At 71.6% G+C, this 15,749-nt stretch carries 12 protein-coding genes; all 12 read left to right on the top strand.

From position 1 onward, the window contains the following. The first annotated feature begins 109 nt into the window (after window positions 1-109). The 12 genes from ABTZ99_RS00455 to ABTZ99_RS00400 all read left to right on the top strand — a co-directional run bounded on the left by ABTZ99_RS00455 (window position 110) and on the right by ABTZ99_RS00400 (window position 15,689). Entirely contained in the window at window positions 110-1,948 is a 1,839-nt protein-coding gene (locus ABTZ99_RS00455) for an acetolactate synthase large subunit (protein WP_498774817.1), read from the top strand. 6 nt (window positions 1,949-1,954) lie between these two features. After that, entirely contained in the window at window positions 1,955-2,461 is a 507-nt protein-coding gene (gene ilvN, locus ABTZ99_RS00450; protein ID WP_077009444.1) for an acetolactate synthase small subunit, read from the top strand. 31 nt (window positions 2,462-2,492) lie between these two features. Further along, window positions 2,493-3,506: a ketol-acid reductoisomerase gene (gene ilvC, locus ABTZ99_RS00445; RefSeq protein ID WP_498774814.1), complete on the top strand. Its 1,014-nt coding sequence runs from the start codon at window positions 2,493-2,495 to the stop codon at window positions 3,504-3,506. Between the two features lie 63 nt (window positions 3,507-3,569). Continuing rightward, window positions 3,570-3,839 carry a DUF397 domain-containing protein gene (locus ABTZ99_RS00440; RefSeq protein ID WP_396541985.1) on the top strand — a complete coding sequence of 90 codons (270 nt, stop codon included), beginning with the start codon at window positions 3,570-3,572 and terminating at the stop codon, window positions 3,837-3,839. A gap of 210 nt (window positions 3,840-4,049) precedes the next feature. After that, complete coding sequence (locus ABTZ99_RS00435; protein WP_499606998.1) at window positions 4,050-4,664, top strand: RNA polymerase sigma factor; 615 nt, start codon at window positions 4,050-4,052, stop codon at window positions 4,662-4,664. Then, complete coding sequence (locus tag ABTZ99_RS00430; protein WP_499606994.1) at window positions 4,657-5,730, top strand: CU044_5270 family protein; 1,074 nt, start codon at window positions 4,657-4,659, stop codon at window positions 5,728-5,730. Before ABTZ99_RS00435 ends, ABTZ99_RS00430 begins: the two co-directional genes overlap by 8 nt. Before the next feature lie 322 nt (window positions 5,731-6,052). After that, on the top strand, window positions 6,053-7,642 hold the full coding sequence (gene serA, locus ABTZ99_RS00425; RefSeq protein WP_498774807.1) for a phosphoglycerate dehydrogenase: 1,590 nt from the start codon (window positions 6,053-6,055) through the stop codon (window positions 7,640-7,642). Window positions 7,643-7,959: 317 nt separating this feature from the next. Continuing rightward, window positions 7,960-11,250 carry a S8 family peptidase gene (locus ABTZ99_RS00420; protein ID WP_499607270.1) on the top strand — a complete coding sequence of 1,097 codons (3,291 nt, stop codon included), beginning with the start codon at window positions 7,960-7,962 and terminating at the stop codon, window positions 11,248-11,250. A 228-nt stretch (window positions 11,251-11,478) separates the two neighbouring features. Then, complete coding sequence (locus ABTZ99_RS00415; protein WP_073891631.1) at window positions 11,479-12,516, top strand: 3-isopropylmalate dehydrogenase; 1,038 nt, start codon at window positions 11,479-11,481, stop codon at window positions 12,514-12,516. A 437-nt stretch (window positions 12,517-12,953) separates the two neighbouring features. Continuing rightward, window positions 12,954-13,961 (top strand): FecCD family ABC transporter permease, encoded by a 1,008-nt coding sequence (locus tag ABTZ99_RS00410; RefSeq protein ID WP_498775209.1) that lies wholly within the window; start codon window positions 12,954-12,956, stop codon window positions 13,959-13,961. Continuing rightward, complete coding sequence (locus ABTZ99_RS00405) at window positions 13,961-14,698, top strand: heme ABC transporter ATP-binding protein (protein WP_498774805.1); 738 nt, start codon at window positions 13,961-13,963, stop codon at window positions 14,696-14,698. The genes ABTZ99_RS00410 and ABTZ99_RS00405 overlap by 1 nt, the downstream gene beginning before the upstream one ends. 13 nt (window positions 14,699-14,711) lie before the next feature. Next, a complete protein-coding gene (locus ABTZ99_RS00400; RefSeq protein WP_498774803.1) occupies window positions 14,712-15,689 on the top strand; it encodes an ABC transporter substrate-binding protein in 978 nt (325 codons plus the stop codon). Window positions 15,690-15,749 lie beyond the last annotated feature (60 nt).

Raw genomic sequence — 15,749 nt, 5'->3', positions numbered from 1 at the left:
CTAGGCATTCGAGCTTGCGTCGACGCGCGACCCTCGTGCGACCCGTTCGGGTTGGCGAGGGTTTTTTCGTGCCCGGACCGTGCATTCTCCTTACCCACGAGGCAGACAGATGACCAGCGCAACCTCGCGACCGGCTCCCGGAGAGTCGTCGTCGCCCCGCCCTGGACCGCGGCCGAAACCGGCCCCGCCGAGCGGCGCTCCCATCCGCGTGACCGGTGCCCAGTCCCTCGTCCGCTCGCTGGAGGCAGTGGGCTGCGAAGTGGTCTTCGGCATTCCCGGCGGCACGATCCTGCCTGCCTACGACCCCCTCCTCGACTCCACCAAGGTGCGCCACATCCTGGTCCGCCACGAGCAGGGCGCGGGCCACGCCGCCACCGGGTACGCCCAGGCCACCGGCAAGGTCGGCGTCTGCATGGCGACCTCGGGGCCGGGTGCGACGAACCTCGTCACGCCCCTCGCGGACGCCAACATGGACTCCGTCCCGGTGGTCGCCATCACCGGCCAGCAGTCCCGCCCGCTGATCGGCACCGACGCGTTCCAGGAAGCCGACATCTGCGGCATCACGATGCCGATCACCAAGCACAACTTCCTCGTCACCGACGCCGCGGACATCCCGCGCGCCATCGCCGAGGCGTTCCACCTGGCCGCCACCGGCCGACCCGGCCCCGTCCTGGTGGACATCCCCAAGGACGTGCTGCAGGAGATGACCTCGTTCTCCTGGCCGCCGGAGCTGCGCCTGCCCGGTTACCGGCCGACGACCCGGCCGCACGGCAAGCAGGTGCGCGAGGCCGCGAAGCTGATCGCCGCGGCCCGTCGCCCCGTCCTGTACGTCGGCGGCGGCGTGATCAAGGCCGAGGCGTCGGCCGAGCTGCTGGAGCTGGCCGAGTCCACCGGCATCCCGGTGGTGACCACGCTGATGGCGCGCGGCGCGTTCCCCGACTCGCACCCGCAGCACATGGGCATGCCCGGCATGCACGGCACGGTCGGCGCGGTCGCCGCGATGCAGAAGTCGGACCTGCTGATCGCGCTGGGCGCGCGATTCGACGACCGGGTCACCGGCCAGCTGTCCACGTTCGCGCCGGACGCGCAGGTCGTGCACGCCGACATCGACCCGGCCGAGATCTCGAAGAACCGCCGCGCGGACGTGCCGATCGTGGGCGACTGCAAGGAGATCATCCGCGACCTGGTCGACGCGGTGCGCGCGGAGAAGGAGAACTCGGCCCGCACGGTCGACCTGGCGCCGTGGTGGGAGCAGCTCGACGCGCTGCGCGAGACGTTCCCGCTGGGCTACGACTGGCCCGAGGACGGCACGCTGTCCCCGCAGTTCGTGATCGAGCGGATCGGCCTGCTGACCCCGCCGGACACCCTGTTCACCGCGGGCGTCGGCCAGCACCAGATGTGGGCCGCGCAGTTCGTGAAGTACGAGCGCCCGCGCACGTGGATCAACTCCGGCGGCCTGGGCACGATGGGCTACGCGGTGCCCGCCGCGATGGGCGCGAAGGCCGGCGTGCCGGACGTCCAGGTGTGGGCGATCGACGGCGACGGCTGCTTCCAGATGACCAACCAGGAGCTGGCCACCTGCGCCATCGAGGGCATCCCGATCAAGGTCGCGGTCATCAACAACGGCAACCTGGGCATGGTCCGGCAGTGGCAGACGCTGTTCTACGGCGAGCGCTACTCCAGCACCGACCTGGGCACGCACAAGCACCGCATCCCCGACTTCAAGCTGCTCGCCGAGGCCTACGGCTGCGCCGGCCTGCGCGCGGAGTCGCGCGAGCAGGTCGACCCGGTCATCCAGCAGGCCATGGAGATCAACGACCGGCCGGTCGTCATCGACTTCGTGGTCGGCAAGGACGCCCAGGTGTGGCCCATGGTGGCCGCCGGCACCGGCAACAGCGAGATCATGGCCGCGCGTGGCATCCGCCCGCTGTTCGACGAGGACGAGTGACCCCTGATGACTAGGCACACCCTGAGCGTTCTGGTCGAGGACAAGCCCGGTGTCCTCGCCCGTGTGGCGGGTCTGTTCTCGCGGCGCGGCTTCAACATCGAGTCGCTGGCCGTCGGCCGCACCGAGCACCCGGACATCTCCCGGATGACCATCGTGGTGTCGGTCGAGGAGCTGCCGCTGGAGCAGGTCACCAAGCAGCTCAACAAGCTCATCAACGTCATCAAGATCGTCGAGCTCGAGCCCGCCGCGTCGGTCCAGCGGCAGCTCCTGCTCGTCAAGGTGCGCGCCGACGCGACGGTGCGCAGCCAGGTCCTCGAGACGGTGCAGCTCTTCCGCGCGAAGGTCGTCGACGTCTCCCCGGAGGCGGTCACCGTCGAGGCCACCGGCACGTCTGAGAAGCTCGACGCGCTGCTGCGGATGCTGGAGCCCTACGGGCTCCGCGAGATCGTCCAGTCCGGCATGGTCGCCATCGGCCGTGGCGCCCGCTCCATCACCGCGACCGCGGTGCGCTGATTTTCCAGTTCCGAGGAAGGAAGTACCACCAGTGAGCGTCGAGATCTTCTACGACGACGATGCCGACCTGAGCATCATCCAGGGGCGCAAGGTCGCGGTCATCGGCTACGGCAGCCAGGGTCACGCGCACGCGCTGAGCCTGCGCGACTCGGGCGTCGACGTCCGGATCGGCCTGCCCGAGGGCTCCAAGTCCCGCGCCAAGGCCGAGGAGGAGGGCCTGCCGGTCGGCACGCCCGCCGAGGTCTCCGCCGAGGCCGACCTGATCATGATCCTGGCGCCGGACACCGCGCAGCGGCACATCTACGCCAACGACATCGCGCCGAACCTGAAGGACGGCGACGCGGTCTTCTTCGGCCACGGCTTCAACATCCGCTACGGCCTGATCACCGTGCCGTCCAATGTGGATGTCGCGATGGTCGCGCCGAAGGGCCCCGGCCACCTGGTGCGCCGCCAGTTCGTCGACGGCAAGGGCGTGCCCGCGCTGATCGCGGTCGAGCAGGACGCCTCCGGCACCGCGCAGGCGTTGGCGCTGTCCTACGCCAAGGGCATCGGCGGCACGCGCGCGGGCGTCATCAAGACGACGTTCAAGGAGGAGACCGAGACCGACCTGTTCGGTGAGCAGGCCGTGCTCTGCGGTGGCACGTCCGCGCTGGTGCAGGCCGGTTTCGAGGTGCTGACCGAGGCCGGTTACGCGCCCGAGGTCGCCTACTTCGAGTGCCTGCACGAGCTGAAGCTCATCGTGGACCTCATGTACGAGGGCGGCATCGCCCGGATGCGGTACTCGATCTCCGACACCGCCGAGTTCGGCGACCTCACCCGCGGCCCGCGCGTCATCACGGCGGGGGTCAAGGAGGAGATGCGCAAGATCCTGGGCGAGATCCAGGACGGCACCTTCGCCACCGAGTGGGTGAACGAGGACGACGCCGGCCGCGGCAACTACAAGAAGTTGCAGCAGGAGGGCGAGCAGCACCCGATCGAGGAGGTCGGCAAGAAGCTGCGCGGCCTGATGTCCTGGGTCGACCGCCCCATCACCGAAACGGCGTAAGATCAGCGGTTTTTTCACCCGGGCCCGCGGTTTCGACCGCGGGCCCGGGTATACCTAGGCCCCATGACCGACAGCGCGCCCATCTACGACGACAAGGCCCACGTCCGGGGCAACCTCGACCTCGGCGGAGCCGAGTGGATCCGCAGCGACGAGGGCGCGGAGGACGAGGAGGAGCACGTCGAGATCGCGTTCGTCGAGCACACCGACGGCGTGACCTACACGGCGATGCGCAACTCCGCCCACCCCGACGGCCCGGTCCTGGTGTTCACCCCCGCCGAGTGGGAGGCCTTCATCCTCGGCGTCAAGGACGGCGAGTTCGACGAACCCTGGTGACGCGCCACCCGCGCTCCCAGCCTCCGAACCGCGCGCGTCCCGCGTTCCCGCCGCGCGTGTCGAACGTTCAGGACGGCCGTGCCGAACGTTCGCGTACCCCGAGTCCACCGTTCCCGTCGGCGGCGCGGTCGTGGTGCCCGCCGGTGGACGGGGTGTCGCAGGACACGTCGGTCCCGTGAAGGGCCCGGTGGCCCGCGGGCAAGTAGGGGCATGACGAGGACGACTGCGAGCGCGGCGGGGCCTGGCCCGGGGCCGCCGCTCGACGACGACCCGGACCTGTCGGGGCCGGATCCGGGAGCGGTGTTCGGGCGGCTCTTCGACGACCACGCCGGGTCGCTGCACGCCTACCTGGCCCGTCGGGTCGGGGACCAGACCGCCGACGACCTGGTGTCGGAGACGTTCCTGGTGGCGTTGCAGCAACGGCACACCTACGACCCGGAACGCGCCGGCGTGCGGCCGTGGTTGTACGGGATCGCCAGCAACCTGCTGCGGCGCCACGTGCGGCGAGAGGTCCGGGGCTGGCGCGCCAGGGCCCGGGTGGCGGGGTCGGAACGGGCGCAGGCGGAGTCGCCCGAGGTGCGCACGACCGAGCGGGTCACCGCGCAGCAGCGGATCCGGCGGCTGGCCGGTGCGCTGGCCGCGCTGGAACCGGGGGACCGGGACGTGCTGCTGCTGACGTCATGGGGTCACCTGAGCTCGACCGAGGTGGCCCAGGCCCTGGGCATCCCGGTGGGCACGGTCTACTCGCGCCTGCACCGGGTGCGTCGGTGGCTGCGATCACACGGTTCCGGTGCGACCGGTGGAGCGGAGGACGGCGATGCGTGAAGGGGATCGGGGCGGGGTCCGGCAGGTGTGGACCGAGGACGAGCTCGACCGCGCGCTGACCGGGCTGTACCTGGAGGTCGAGACCGATCAACGGGGTCTGGCCGGAGTGCGTGAGCACGTGGTGGCGGCGGCGGACGGCCAAGCCGGGCCGCGGCCGGGCCAGGTCGAGGCAGGGGAGGGAAGGCGGCGGCCGTTGCGCCGATGGTTGGCCGCGGCGGCCGCGGTCGCGGTGCTCGTGACCGCGGGCGTGCTCGCGCCGACGGTGTTGTTCTCCGACAGCACCGCCACGGCGCAAGCGCGGGAGGCGTTGACCAGCGCCGCCGACCTCGCCGCACGGGCCGAGGACCCGGTGCTGACCGACGGCCGGTACCGCTACGTGGCCACCCACGCCTGGTGGATGAGGACGACGGGCACGGAGGGCGAGAGCTTCTCCTTCCTCAACGAGAACGTCGTCGAGACCTGGATCCCCGCCGACCCGGGCGGGGAGTGGCTGCGGCGACGCGGGGAGACCGGCAACCGCAAGTGGGTCGTGGGCACCGAGGCCGAAGCCCGTGCGGCGGGGGCCGTCATCGAGGAGCTGCCGTGGCCGGAGCAGCGCGCCAAGGGCGGCGTCTTCACCGCGGGGGCCCCCGAGCACGGCAACTGGCAGTTCCCCGAGCCGGAGTTCCTCGCCGGCCTGCCCACCGACCCCGAGCGGCTGTACGAGCGGTTGCGCCAGGACAGCGGGGGCGGGAAGCGATCGCTGGTCTACGCCGCCGACGCGTTGCGCACCGGTCTGCTGCCCGCCGCGGCCCGCGCGACCCTGCTGCGGGCGTTGACCCACCTGCCCGGACTGGACGTCACGGATGGCGCCGCCGACCTCGACGGCCGCCGGGGCGTGGCGCTGGGCATCTCCGAGGACGGGGAGCGCCAGGAGATCATCATCGACCCCGGCACGGGCGAGGTGATCGGGGAGCGCACGGTGTCCGACTCGATGTTCGCCGGCATCCCGAGGGGCACCGTCACCGGCTACTCCTCCACCACCACGGCGGTGGTCGACGGCATCGGGACCAAGCCGACCCGTTGATCCGGTGGCAGCCCGGTGGTGGGCGCGGACCCGAGCCCACCACCGGGCTGTCGTCGGTCGGTCGACGGCCGGGGCACCGGCGGACTTCGCCGAGGGGCGACCGCCCCGGCACCGGGCCCTCCCCGCGCGACCGGGGCGCTTCGCGGGACGCGCGTACCGTGTTCCAGCAGGTGAAACGGGGCACCCGGGTGTCAACCGCCGGGCGGGTGCTGACTATGCTCGTTAACAACCCGGACACATTGCCGTGGCCGGCCGGCGCGGGTGACGACCTGCTCGACGGCCCCGCGCTCCCCACCCGTTCACACCTCCGGGAGCGACGTCCGTGACCAAGCCCGTTGTCCTCATCGCCGAGAAGCTCGCACCGTCCGTTCTCGACGTCTTCGGTGATGGCATCGAGGTGCGCCACGTCGACGGCACCGACCGTCCCGCGCTGCTCGAAGCCGTCGCCGACGCCGACGCACTCCTGGTCCGCTCCGCCACCAAGGTGAACGCCGAGGTCTTCAAGGCCACCACCAAGCTGAAGGTCGTCGCCCGCGCGGGCGTCGGGCTCGACAACGTCGAGGTGCCCGCCGCCACCGAGCGCGGCGTCATGGTGGTCAACGCGCCCACCTCCAACATCGTCAGCGCCGCCGAGCACGCGGTCGCCCTGCTGCTCGCCACCGCGCGCCAGATCCCGGCCGCGCACGCCACGCTGCAGAACCACGAGTGGAAGCGCAGCAAGTTCAACGGCGTCGAGGTCCAGGGCAAGACCGTCGGCGTGGTGGGGCTGGGCAAGATCGGCCAGCTGTTCGCCGCGCGCATCGCGGCCTTCGGCACCGAGCTCATCGCCTACGACCCGTACGTCAGCGCCGCCCGCGCCGCGCAGCTCGGCATCGAGCTGGTGACGCTGGAGGAGCTGCTGGAGCGCGCCGACTTCATCTCCATCCACCTGCCGAAGACCCCGGAGACCAAGGGCCTGATCGGCGCCGAGCAGCTGGCCAAGGCCAAGCGCGGCGTGATCATCGTCAACGCCGCCCGCGGCGGTCTGGTCGACGAGGAGGCGCTGGCCGAGGCCGTGAAGGAGGGCCAGGTCGGCGGCGCGGGCATCGACGTGTTCTCCACCGAGCCCACCACCGAGAGCCCGCTGTTCGGCCTGCCGAACGTCGTCGTAACGCCGCACCTGGGCGCGTCGACGACGGAGGCGCAGGACCGGGCGGGCACGGACGTGGCCAAGTCGGTGCTGCTCGCGCTGGCCGGCGACTTCGTGCCGGACGCGGTGAACGTGCAGGGCGGCGGCGTGGTCGGCGAGGAGGTCCGCCCGTACCTGCCGCTGGTGCAGAAGCTGGGCACGGTGGTCGCGGCGCTGAGCGCGAAGGCCCCGACGAGCGTCACCGTCGAGGTGCGCGGCGAACTGTCCAACGAGGACGTCGCGGTGCTGCCGCTGGCCGCGCTGCGCGGCGTGTTCTCCAGCGTGGTCGAGGAGCAGGTCACCTTCGTCAACGCGCCCGCGCTGGCCACCTCGCTCGGCGTGAGCGTCGACCTGCTCAAGGAGCCGGAGAGCGCCAACCACCGCAGCCTGGTCACGGTGCGCGCGGTGCAGGCGGACGGCGCGGTCATCACGGTGTCCGGCACGCTCACGGGGCTGGACCAGGTCGAGAAGCTGGTCGGCATCAACGGCCGCGGCTTCGACCTGCGCGCCGAGGGCAACGTGCTGCTGCTGGAGTACCCGGACCGGCCGGGCGTGATGGGCGCGGTCGGCACGCTGCTCGGCGAGGCCGGCGTGAACGTCGAGGCCGCCCAGATCAGCCAGACCAAGGACGGCGCGGACGCGTTCATGCTGCTGCGCGTCGACCGCCCGGTGGACACCGCGGTGCTCGACCCGATCGGCGCAGCCGTCGGCGCGCGCACGGTGCGCTCGGTCAACTTCGAGTGATCGGCTAGTCCCCGAAACGGAGTAACGCCGCCGAGACCTGTCGATGTATATCGTCGCAGGTCTCGGCGGCGTCACAGTTAACCGTTAGTTGTCAAAACTGTGGTTGCCGTCACTCGTATGGGCTAACTGATCAGCTCGATCGAGCGATTAGGTTCCTCGCACGAGGTTGACCCGGTGCCGTAGAGGGCACGGCACCACGCGGGCAGTGCCCCCACTGGAGAAGACGCTGCCTGCCCGGTCGAATCCGACCTCGCTTGGGGCACGTTGTGAGCCGATCTCGCGTTTTCGCCAGATCTGCCGTACCGGTGTTGGCCGCGATGCTCGTCGCCGGGTCCACCGCCGGTACCGCACTGGCCGCGGAAGATCCACTGGCACCGTCCGTCGCGAACGCGCGCGGTCTGGATGCGGGCAAGTTGCAGTTGAAGGTGTCCGACCGGCTGACGGCCGCCAAGGGCAGGGTCACCGCGTTCGTGGAGTTGGAGGCCAAACCGGCCGTCGACGCGTTCGCCGAGCAGACCAGCCAGGGCGCCACGAAGCAGCAGGCCAAGGACGCCGCCAAGGCCACGAAGAACGACACCGGCCGGGTCACCGACGTCGTCGTCGACGCCTTGAAGGGCAAGGACTCCGCCACCAGGGAGCTGTTCCGCACCGCGAACGGCGTGCCCGGTGTGGTCGTGCAGGCCGACGCCGCGAAGGTGCGCGAGCTGGCCCAGCGCGCGGACGTGAAGTCCGTGCGCACCGTGGTGCCGAAGAAGCGCCAGAACTCCAGCGCCGTGCAGCTGACGAACACGCTCAAGGCGTGGCAGGAGTACGGCAAACTCGGTGACGACACCCGCGTCGGCATCATCGACACGGGCATCGACTACACCCACAGCGACTTCGCGGGCCCCGGCACCATCGAGGCGTTCCAGGCGATCGACGAGACCAAGGTCGACGCCTCGTACTTCCCGACCGCCAAGGTGGTCGGCGGCTACGACTTCGTGGGCAACGCCTACGACGGCGAGAGCGACGACCCGGCGATCAACACCCCGAAGCCGGACCCGAACCCGCTCGACTGCAACGGCCACGGCTCGCACGTCGCCGGCACCGCCGCGGGCTTCGGCGTCAACGCCGACGGCTCCACCTTCAAGGGTGACTACACCAAGCTCACCCCCGAGGCGCTGGACGCGATGCGCATCGGCCCCGGCACCGCGCCGAAGGCCCTGCTGTTCGCGCTGAAGGTGTTCGGCTGCGAGGGTTCGACCAACGTCACCGCGCAGGCCCTGGACTGGGCGCTCGACCCCGACGGCGACGGCGACTTCTCCGACCACCTCGACGTGGTCAACCTGTCGCTCGGCTCGGACTACGGCGCGCCGGACGACCCGGACAGCCTGTTCGTGCGCAAGCTCAACGCCTCCGGCGTGCTGACCGTGTTCTCCGCGGGCAACGGCGGCGACCTGTACGACATCGGCGGCTCGCCGGGCAGCACCCCCGAGGCGCTGACCGTGGCCAGCACCCGTGACGCGTACGTGCTGCGCGACGCGGTCGAGGTCACCGCGCCCGCCGGCTCCGCCGGGTCGAAGCCCGGCCAGTACAGCGTGGCCTACAACTACGAGGGCGCGAACGTCAGCGGCTCCGTCGTGGCGATGAGCGACGCGGCCAACAAGGACGGCTGCCTGCCGTTCTCGGCCGCGGACAAGGCCGCCGTCGCGGGCAAGATGGTGTGGCTCGAGTGGGACGACAACGACGCCACGCGTCGCTGCGGCTCGGTCGGCCGGAGCAACAACGCCACCGCCGCGGGCGCCATCGGCGCGCTGTTCACCTCGAACCTGGAGCACTTCAACGCGGGCATCTCCGGCAACGCGGCGATCCCGGTGTTCCAGCTGACCGGCTCGGCGACCGCGGCGCTGCGCCCGGCGCTGGCCGCGGGCACGCTGGCCGTCCGCCAGTCGGGCGACCTGCGCACCTCGCTGCCCACCTACGACCAGTCCATCAGCGACACCCCGAGCTCGTTCACCTCGCGTGGCGTGCGCGGCCCGGTCGTGAAGCCGGACGTGGCCGCGCCCGGCGACTCCATCGCCTCCGCGCTGGTCGGCTCGGGCAACAAGACGATGGTCAACTCGGGCACGTCGATGGCCGCGCCGCACATCGCCGGCATCGCCGCGCTCGTGCGCCAGGTCCACCCGGACTGGACGACCGAAGAGGTCAAGGCCGCCGTCATGAACACCGCGGGCCACGACGTGAAGGCCGACGGCAAGACCTACGCGCCCAACCGCGTCGGCGCCGGCCGCGTCGACGGCAAGGCCGCGGTCGAGAACCAGGTCCTCGCGTACGTGCAGGACAACCCGGGCTCGGTGTCGGCGTCGTTCGGCACGGTCGAGGTGGCCGCGCCGGTCAGCCTCACCAAGACCATCAAGGTGGTCAACAAGTCCACCAAGTGGGTCGACTACACCGTGGGCTACGAGGCGCTGACCCAGATCCCGGGCGTGCGCTACGAGCTGTCCGCGAACACCGTGCGGCTCAGCCCGCGCGGCATCGCCCGGATCACCGTGACGCTGAAGATCGACGACCCGGCGGCGCTGCGCAAGACCGCCGACCCGACGATCGAGGCGAACCACCTCGACGTGCCGCGCCAGTACCTGGCCGACGCGTCGGGCCGGGTCGTGCTCACGCCGAAGTCCGGCTCCGCGGTGTCCCTGCGGGTGCCGGTGTACTCCGCGCCGAAGCCGGTGGCGGACATCGCCGTGGCCAACGGCGTGCGGGTCAACGGCAAGGGCCAGGGCGTGCTGAACCTGACCGGCCGGGGCGTCGACCAGGGCGCCTACCGGTCCCTGGTGAGCGTGCTGGAGCTGCAGGCGTCCTCGCCGCAGCTGCCCGAGTGCCGCCGCAACGTCACCGACAACTGCGTGCTGAACGACACCGCCAAGGGCGGCGACCTGCGGCACGTGGGCGTGGCCTCGACCGCGCCGCTGGCCAAGGCGCAGGGCAGGCCGCAGGACGCGATGCTCGCGTTCGGCCTCTCCACCTGGGGCAACTGGTACAACCTGGGCAGCAACACCATCCCGTTCGTCGACGTCGACACCAACGGTGACGGCACGTTCGACTACGAGGTCTACGCGACCAAGCTGACCGACACCGACCTGCTGGTCGCGGCCACGGTGGACCTGAACACGGGCGCCACGGTCGACCTCCAGGGCGTCAACGGCCAGTTCGGCGACGTCGACACCAACGTGTTCGACACGAACGTGGTGGTCCTGCCCGTGCTGCTGTCGGCGCTGGGCATCGACGCCTCGGCGGACACGTCGCGGATCAGCTACCAGGTCGGCGTGGCCGGGTACTACGTGGCCCCGGGCTCGTCCAACGGCCTGGTCGACGCGATCGCGAGCCCGCTGTCGTTCGACCCGCTCAAGCCGGGCCTGTGGGTGCAGGGCGGTGGCGACCCCGCGCTGTCCTACCTGGCGCGTCCGGCCACCGCGCTGGTGGTCAACCACGACGCCGAGGCCGCGGCGGCCGACGGCGCGGACAGCCTGCTGGTCCTGCACCACCACAACGCCTCGGGTGACAAGGCGGACGTGGTGAAGGTGCGGGCGAGGTCGACGGTCGGCGTGGCCGTCCGCCCAGTGGCCTGATCGTCGTGCACCGCTCTGGCCGGTCGGGGGTTGCCCCGGCCGGCCAGAGCCGTTTAAGCGCATCGGGTGACGCCCGAACGGGTGCACTGGACCGTTCGGGTGTCCCGCAGTCCGGGAGACATGACCACGGAGGGGTGTTCCGAGTGCGGTTTCACGGCCTCGGACCGGTAGCCTTTCGCAATGGAAACTAGTCCCGTGCAATGGGACTGATACCTGGGAGGTGTGTGGATGCGGCTCGCAGTGATCCCAGGAGACGGGATCGGGCCCGAGGTCGTCGCCGAGGCCCTGAAGGTGCTCGGTGAGGTCGTTCCAGCGGCTGAGATCACCCGCTACGACCTCGGCGCGGCGCGCTGGCACGCCACAGGTGAGTTGCTGCCGGAGTCCGTGCTCGGGGAACTCCGCCAGCACGACGCGATCCTGCTCGGCGCCGTGGGCGACCCGTCGGTGCCGAGCGGAATCCTGGAACGCGGCCTGTTGCTGCGGCTCCGGTTCGAGCTCGACCACCACGTGAACCTGCGCCCGGCCCGGCTCTACCCCGGTGTGCGCAGCCCGATCGCCGACCCGCCCGAGATCGACATGGTGGTGGTGCGCGAGGGCACGGAGGGGCTGTACGCCGGCAACGGCGGCCTCCTGCGCAAGGACACGCCGCACGAGATCGCGACCGAGGTGTCGATCAACACGTCGTTCGGCGTGGAGCGGGTGGTGCGCGACGCGTTCGCCCGTGCCGCGAACCGGCCGCGCAAGCACCTCACGCTCGTGCACAAGACCAACGTGCTCACGCACGCCGGGTCGTTGTGGTCGCGCGTGGTGGAGGAGGTGTCGTTGCAGCACCCCGACGTGACGGTGGCCTACCAGCACGTGGACGCGGCGACGATCCACCTGGTCACCGACCCGGGCCGGTACGACGTGATCGTGACGGACAACCTGTTCGGCGACATCCTGACCGACCTGGCGGCGGCCGTGACCGGCGGCATCGGGCTGGCGGCGTCGGGCAACCTCGACGTGACCAGGCGCAACCCGAGCATGTTCGAGCCGGTGCACGGCAGCGCGCCGGACATCGCCGGGCAGGGCATCGCCGACCCGACGGCCGCGGTGCTGTCGGTGGCGCTGATGCTCGACCACCTGGGCGAGTCGGAGGCGGCGCGGCGGATCGAGGCGTCGGTGGCGTTCGACCTGGCCACCCGCGACCACTCGTCGCCGGGCGCGACCTACGCGGTGGGCGACCGCCTGGCCGCCCTGGTCTCCTCGAACGTGAGGACGGCCTAGCCGCGAGCGCACTACGTGATCAGGGCCACCACGGCGACGTCGTGGTGGCCCTGACCGCGTCTCGGGCCGTAGGGTCGCCGGAGCCGCCCGTGGGGGAAGTCCGGTCGAATTCCGGCGCTGACCCGCAACGGTAGGCCGGACGTCGTGCTGCACGACGTCCGGCGAGCCCGATCACCCGTGGGCGGTGGGAAGAAGCTCCAACTCCTGCCGTGGTCTGCGGGACGGGTGCGCCGGCCTGCCGCGAGCGGGTGCGGGTGGCCGGTCTGGGCCACCCGTCCGAAAGGCGACCGGTGACCTCCACCAGCAACCGGGGCAACACCGACCACACCCCGCCGCCGACACCGCCCACCCCGCCGGCACCGGGCACCGCGCCGACCCGCCGCCGCCCACCGACGACGAGCACCCCGTCGGCGCCGCGTCGGCCGCCCACCGGGGGCCTGTGCCTGGTCCTCGCCGCCGTCCTCGCCGCCTCGGTCGTCGCCGGCGTCGCGCTCGGACCGGTGAGCATCCCGTTCGGCGACGTCCTGCGCTTCCTCGCCGCCGCGCTCACCGGCGGCACGATCGACGCCGCCGAAGCGGGCCCCTACCGGATCGTCTGGGACATCCGCCTGCCCCGCGTCCTGCTCGCCGCCGTCGTCGGCGCCGGCCTGTCCGTGGTCGGCGTCGCCATCCAGGCCATGGTCCGCAACGCCCTGGCCGACCCGTACGTGCTGGGCATCTCCTCCGGCGCGAGCGTCGGCGCCACCGCCGTCGTGACCACGGGCCTGTTCGCCTCGCTCGGCATCTACGCCCTGTCCACGGCCGCGTTCCTCGCCGCGCTCGCCGCGATGGCCCTGGTCTACGTGGTCGCCGGCCGCGACCTCGCCCCGCTGCGCCTGGTCCTCACCGGCACCGCCCTGGCCTACGGCTTCTCCGCCGTCGCCATGCTGCTGGTCTTCCAGTCGCCACGCGGCGAGGCCGCGCGCGCCGCGATGTTCTGGCTGCTGGGCAGCCTCGGCGGCGTCACGTGGGGTTCGCTGCCCGTCGCCGCGGCGGTCGTGCTGGCCGGCGTCGCCTACCTCCGGACCCGCGCCAAGCACCTCAACGCCCTCTCCATGGGCGACGAGACCGCCACCACCCTCGGCATCGACGTCTCCCGCACCCGCAAGGCGCTGTTCGGCGTCACGGCCGCCATGACCGGCGTGCTGGTCGCGGTCAGCGGCGCGGTCGGGTTCGTCGGCCTCATGCTGCCGCACCTGGTCCGCCTCACGGTCGGCGCGGACCACCGCAAGGTGCTGGCCGTCGCACCGCTCGCGGGCGCGTGCTTCCTGATCTGGGTGGACGTCGCCGCACGCCTGCTCGCCGCGCCCGAGGAGCTGCCGCTGGGCGTCATCACGGCCGCGCTGGGCGTGCCGTGCTTCATCCTGCTCATGCGCCGCCGCGGCTACGTGTTCGGCGGCCGCTGATGGACGTCCGGCTCGAAGACCTCACCGTCACCGACATCCTGCACGGCGTCGACCTGCACGCCCCGGAGCACGAGGTGCACGGCATCGTCGGACCCAACGGCAGCGGCAAGTCCACTGCGCTGCGCTGCGTGTACCGGGCGCTCGCGCCGTCCGGGGGAGTGGTCCGCCTCGGCGGCCGGGACGTCGCCGCGATGAAGGTCCGCGACACCGCCGAGCACCTCGCCGCGCTCACCCAGGACAGCCACGTCGAGTTCGACTTCACCGTCACCGAGGTCGTCGCGATGGGACGCCTCCCGCACCGCGGCACGCCCGAGCACGACGACGAAGTGGTGGCCGGAGCACTGTCCCGCGTGGACGCCTCGCACCTCGCCCACCGGGGCTTCCTCAGCCTGTCCGGCGGCGAGCGCCAGCGCGTCCTCATCGCACGCGCCCTCGCCCAGCAGCCGAAGGTGCTGGTCCTGGACGAGCCCACCAACCACCTCGACATCAGCCACCAGCTCGCCGTCCTGTCGCTGGTCCGGAGCCTGCACGTGACCGTCCTCGCGGTCCTGCACGACCTCAACCTCGCCGCCGCCTACTGCGACCGCCTGCACGTGCTCGACCACGGCCGCGTGGTGCGCAGCGGCACACCGGACGAAGTGCTCACCCCCGAGGTGCTGCGCGAGGTCTTCGACGTCCGGGCGCACGTCGTCCGCCACCCCACCAGCGGCGCGCCCCAACTGCTGTTCGAACACTAGGGAGCCCACCGAAGTGAAGAAGCTCGTCGCCCTCGCCCTCCTCCTCACGACGGGCTGCGGCGCGCAGATCGCGCCCACCGCCGCCACCGACAGGGTCACCGTCACCAACTGCGGCCAGGAGGTCTCGTACGCGAAACCGTCCCGTGTGGTCACCAACGACACCGGCATCGCCGAGCTCATGTTCGCGCTCGGCCTCGGCGACCGGATGGCCGGTTACGTGATCGGCGGCGGCCAGGCGCGCGACGTCGCCTCCTCACCGTGGAAGGCGGACTTCGACCGCGTGCCCAACCTCGGCGAGCAGATCACCAAGGAACTCGTCCAGGGCGCCAAGGCGGACTTCGTGTTCGCGGGCTGGAACTACGGCTTCTCCGAGGCGACCGGCTTCACCCCGGACGCCCTCGCCGACCTCGGCATCGCCACCTACCAGCTCACCGAGGCGTGCCGCAACGGCGTCGGCAAGCAGCGCGGCATCATGCCGCCGCTGGACGCCCTCTACACCGACCTGCGCAACCTGGGCCGCGTGTTCGGCGTGGAGCGGAAGGCCGAGGACCTGATCGCGGGCTACCGCGAGCAGGTGCGGGACGCCGAGCAGCTGGTCGGGCAGCACCGGCCGAAGGTCTTCCTCTACGACAGCGGCCTCGACCAGCCGTTCACCTCCGGCCGCAACGCCGCGCCGCACGACATCATCGGCAAGGCCGGCGGCGACAACGTCTTCGGCGACCTCGACGACAGCTGGACCACGGTCGGCTGGGAGGCCGTCGTCGACCGCGCGCCGGACGTCGTGCTGATCAACGACTACGCCGACGGCGAGGCGACGACACCGGACGAGAAGCGGGCGTTCCTGGAGTCCTACCCGCCGCTCGCCGACGTGCCCGCCATCAAGGCGAAGCGGTTCTTCGTGCTGCCGTACGCGGCCCTGGTGGAAAGCCCGCGCAACCCGGCCGCCATCGCCGCGTTCGCGAGGTTCCTGGCCGATAGCTACCACCCATAGTGTGGGACAACCCGTCCGTGGCTTGGTATCCGCGGACGGGTTGTGGCACCATCGGCCCGT

It is taken from the genome of Actinosynnema sp. NPDC002837, assembly GCF_040295345.1.
Taxonomy (GTDB): domain Bacteria; phylum Actinomycetota; class Actinomycetes; order Mycobacteriales; family Pseudonocardiaceae; genus Actinosynnema.
This window is presented reverse-complemented; position numbering and strand designations above follow the sequence as displayed.

Excerpts from the sequence above, each read along its gene's own strand:
- ABTZ99_RS00455 (WP_498774817.1), top strand. The coding sequence starts at position 110 with ATGACCAGCGCAACCTCGCGACCGGCTCCCGGAGAGTCGTCGTCGCCC.
- ilvN (WP_077009444.1), top strand. The coding sequence starts at position 1,955 with ATGACTAGGCACACCCTGAGCGTTCTGGTCGAGGACAAGCCCGGTGTC.
- ABTZ99_RS00440 (WP_396541985.1), top strand. The coding sequence starts at position 3,570 with ATGACCGACAGCGCGCCCATCTACGACGACAAGGCCCACGTCCGGGGC.
- ABTZ99_RS00435 (WP_499606998.1), top strand. The coding sequence starts at position 4,050 with ATGACGAGGACGACTGCGAGCGCGGCGGGGCCTGGCCCGGGGCCGCCG.
- ABTZ99_RS00430 (WP_499606994.1), top strand. The coding sequence starts at position 4,657 with ATGCGTGAAGGGGATCGGGGCGGGGTCCGGCAGGTGTGGACCGAGGAC.
- ABTZ99_RS00420 (WP_499607270.1), top strand. The coding sequence starts at position 7,960 with ATGCTCGTCGCCGGGTCCACCGCCGGTACCGCACTGGCCGCGGAAGAT.
- ABTZ99_RS00415 (WP_073891631.1), top strand. The coding sequence starts at position 11,479 with ATGCGGCTCGCAGTGATCCCAGGAGACGGGATCGGGCCCGAGGTCGTC.
- ABTZ99_RS00405 (WP_498774805.1), top strand. The coding sequence starts at position 13,961 with ATGGACGTCCGGCTCGAAGACCTCACCGTCACCGACATCCTGCACGGC.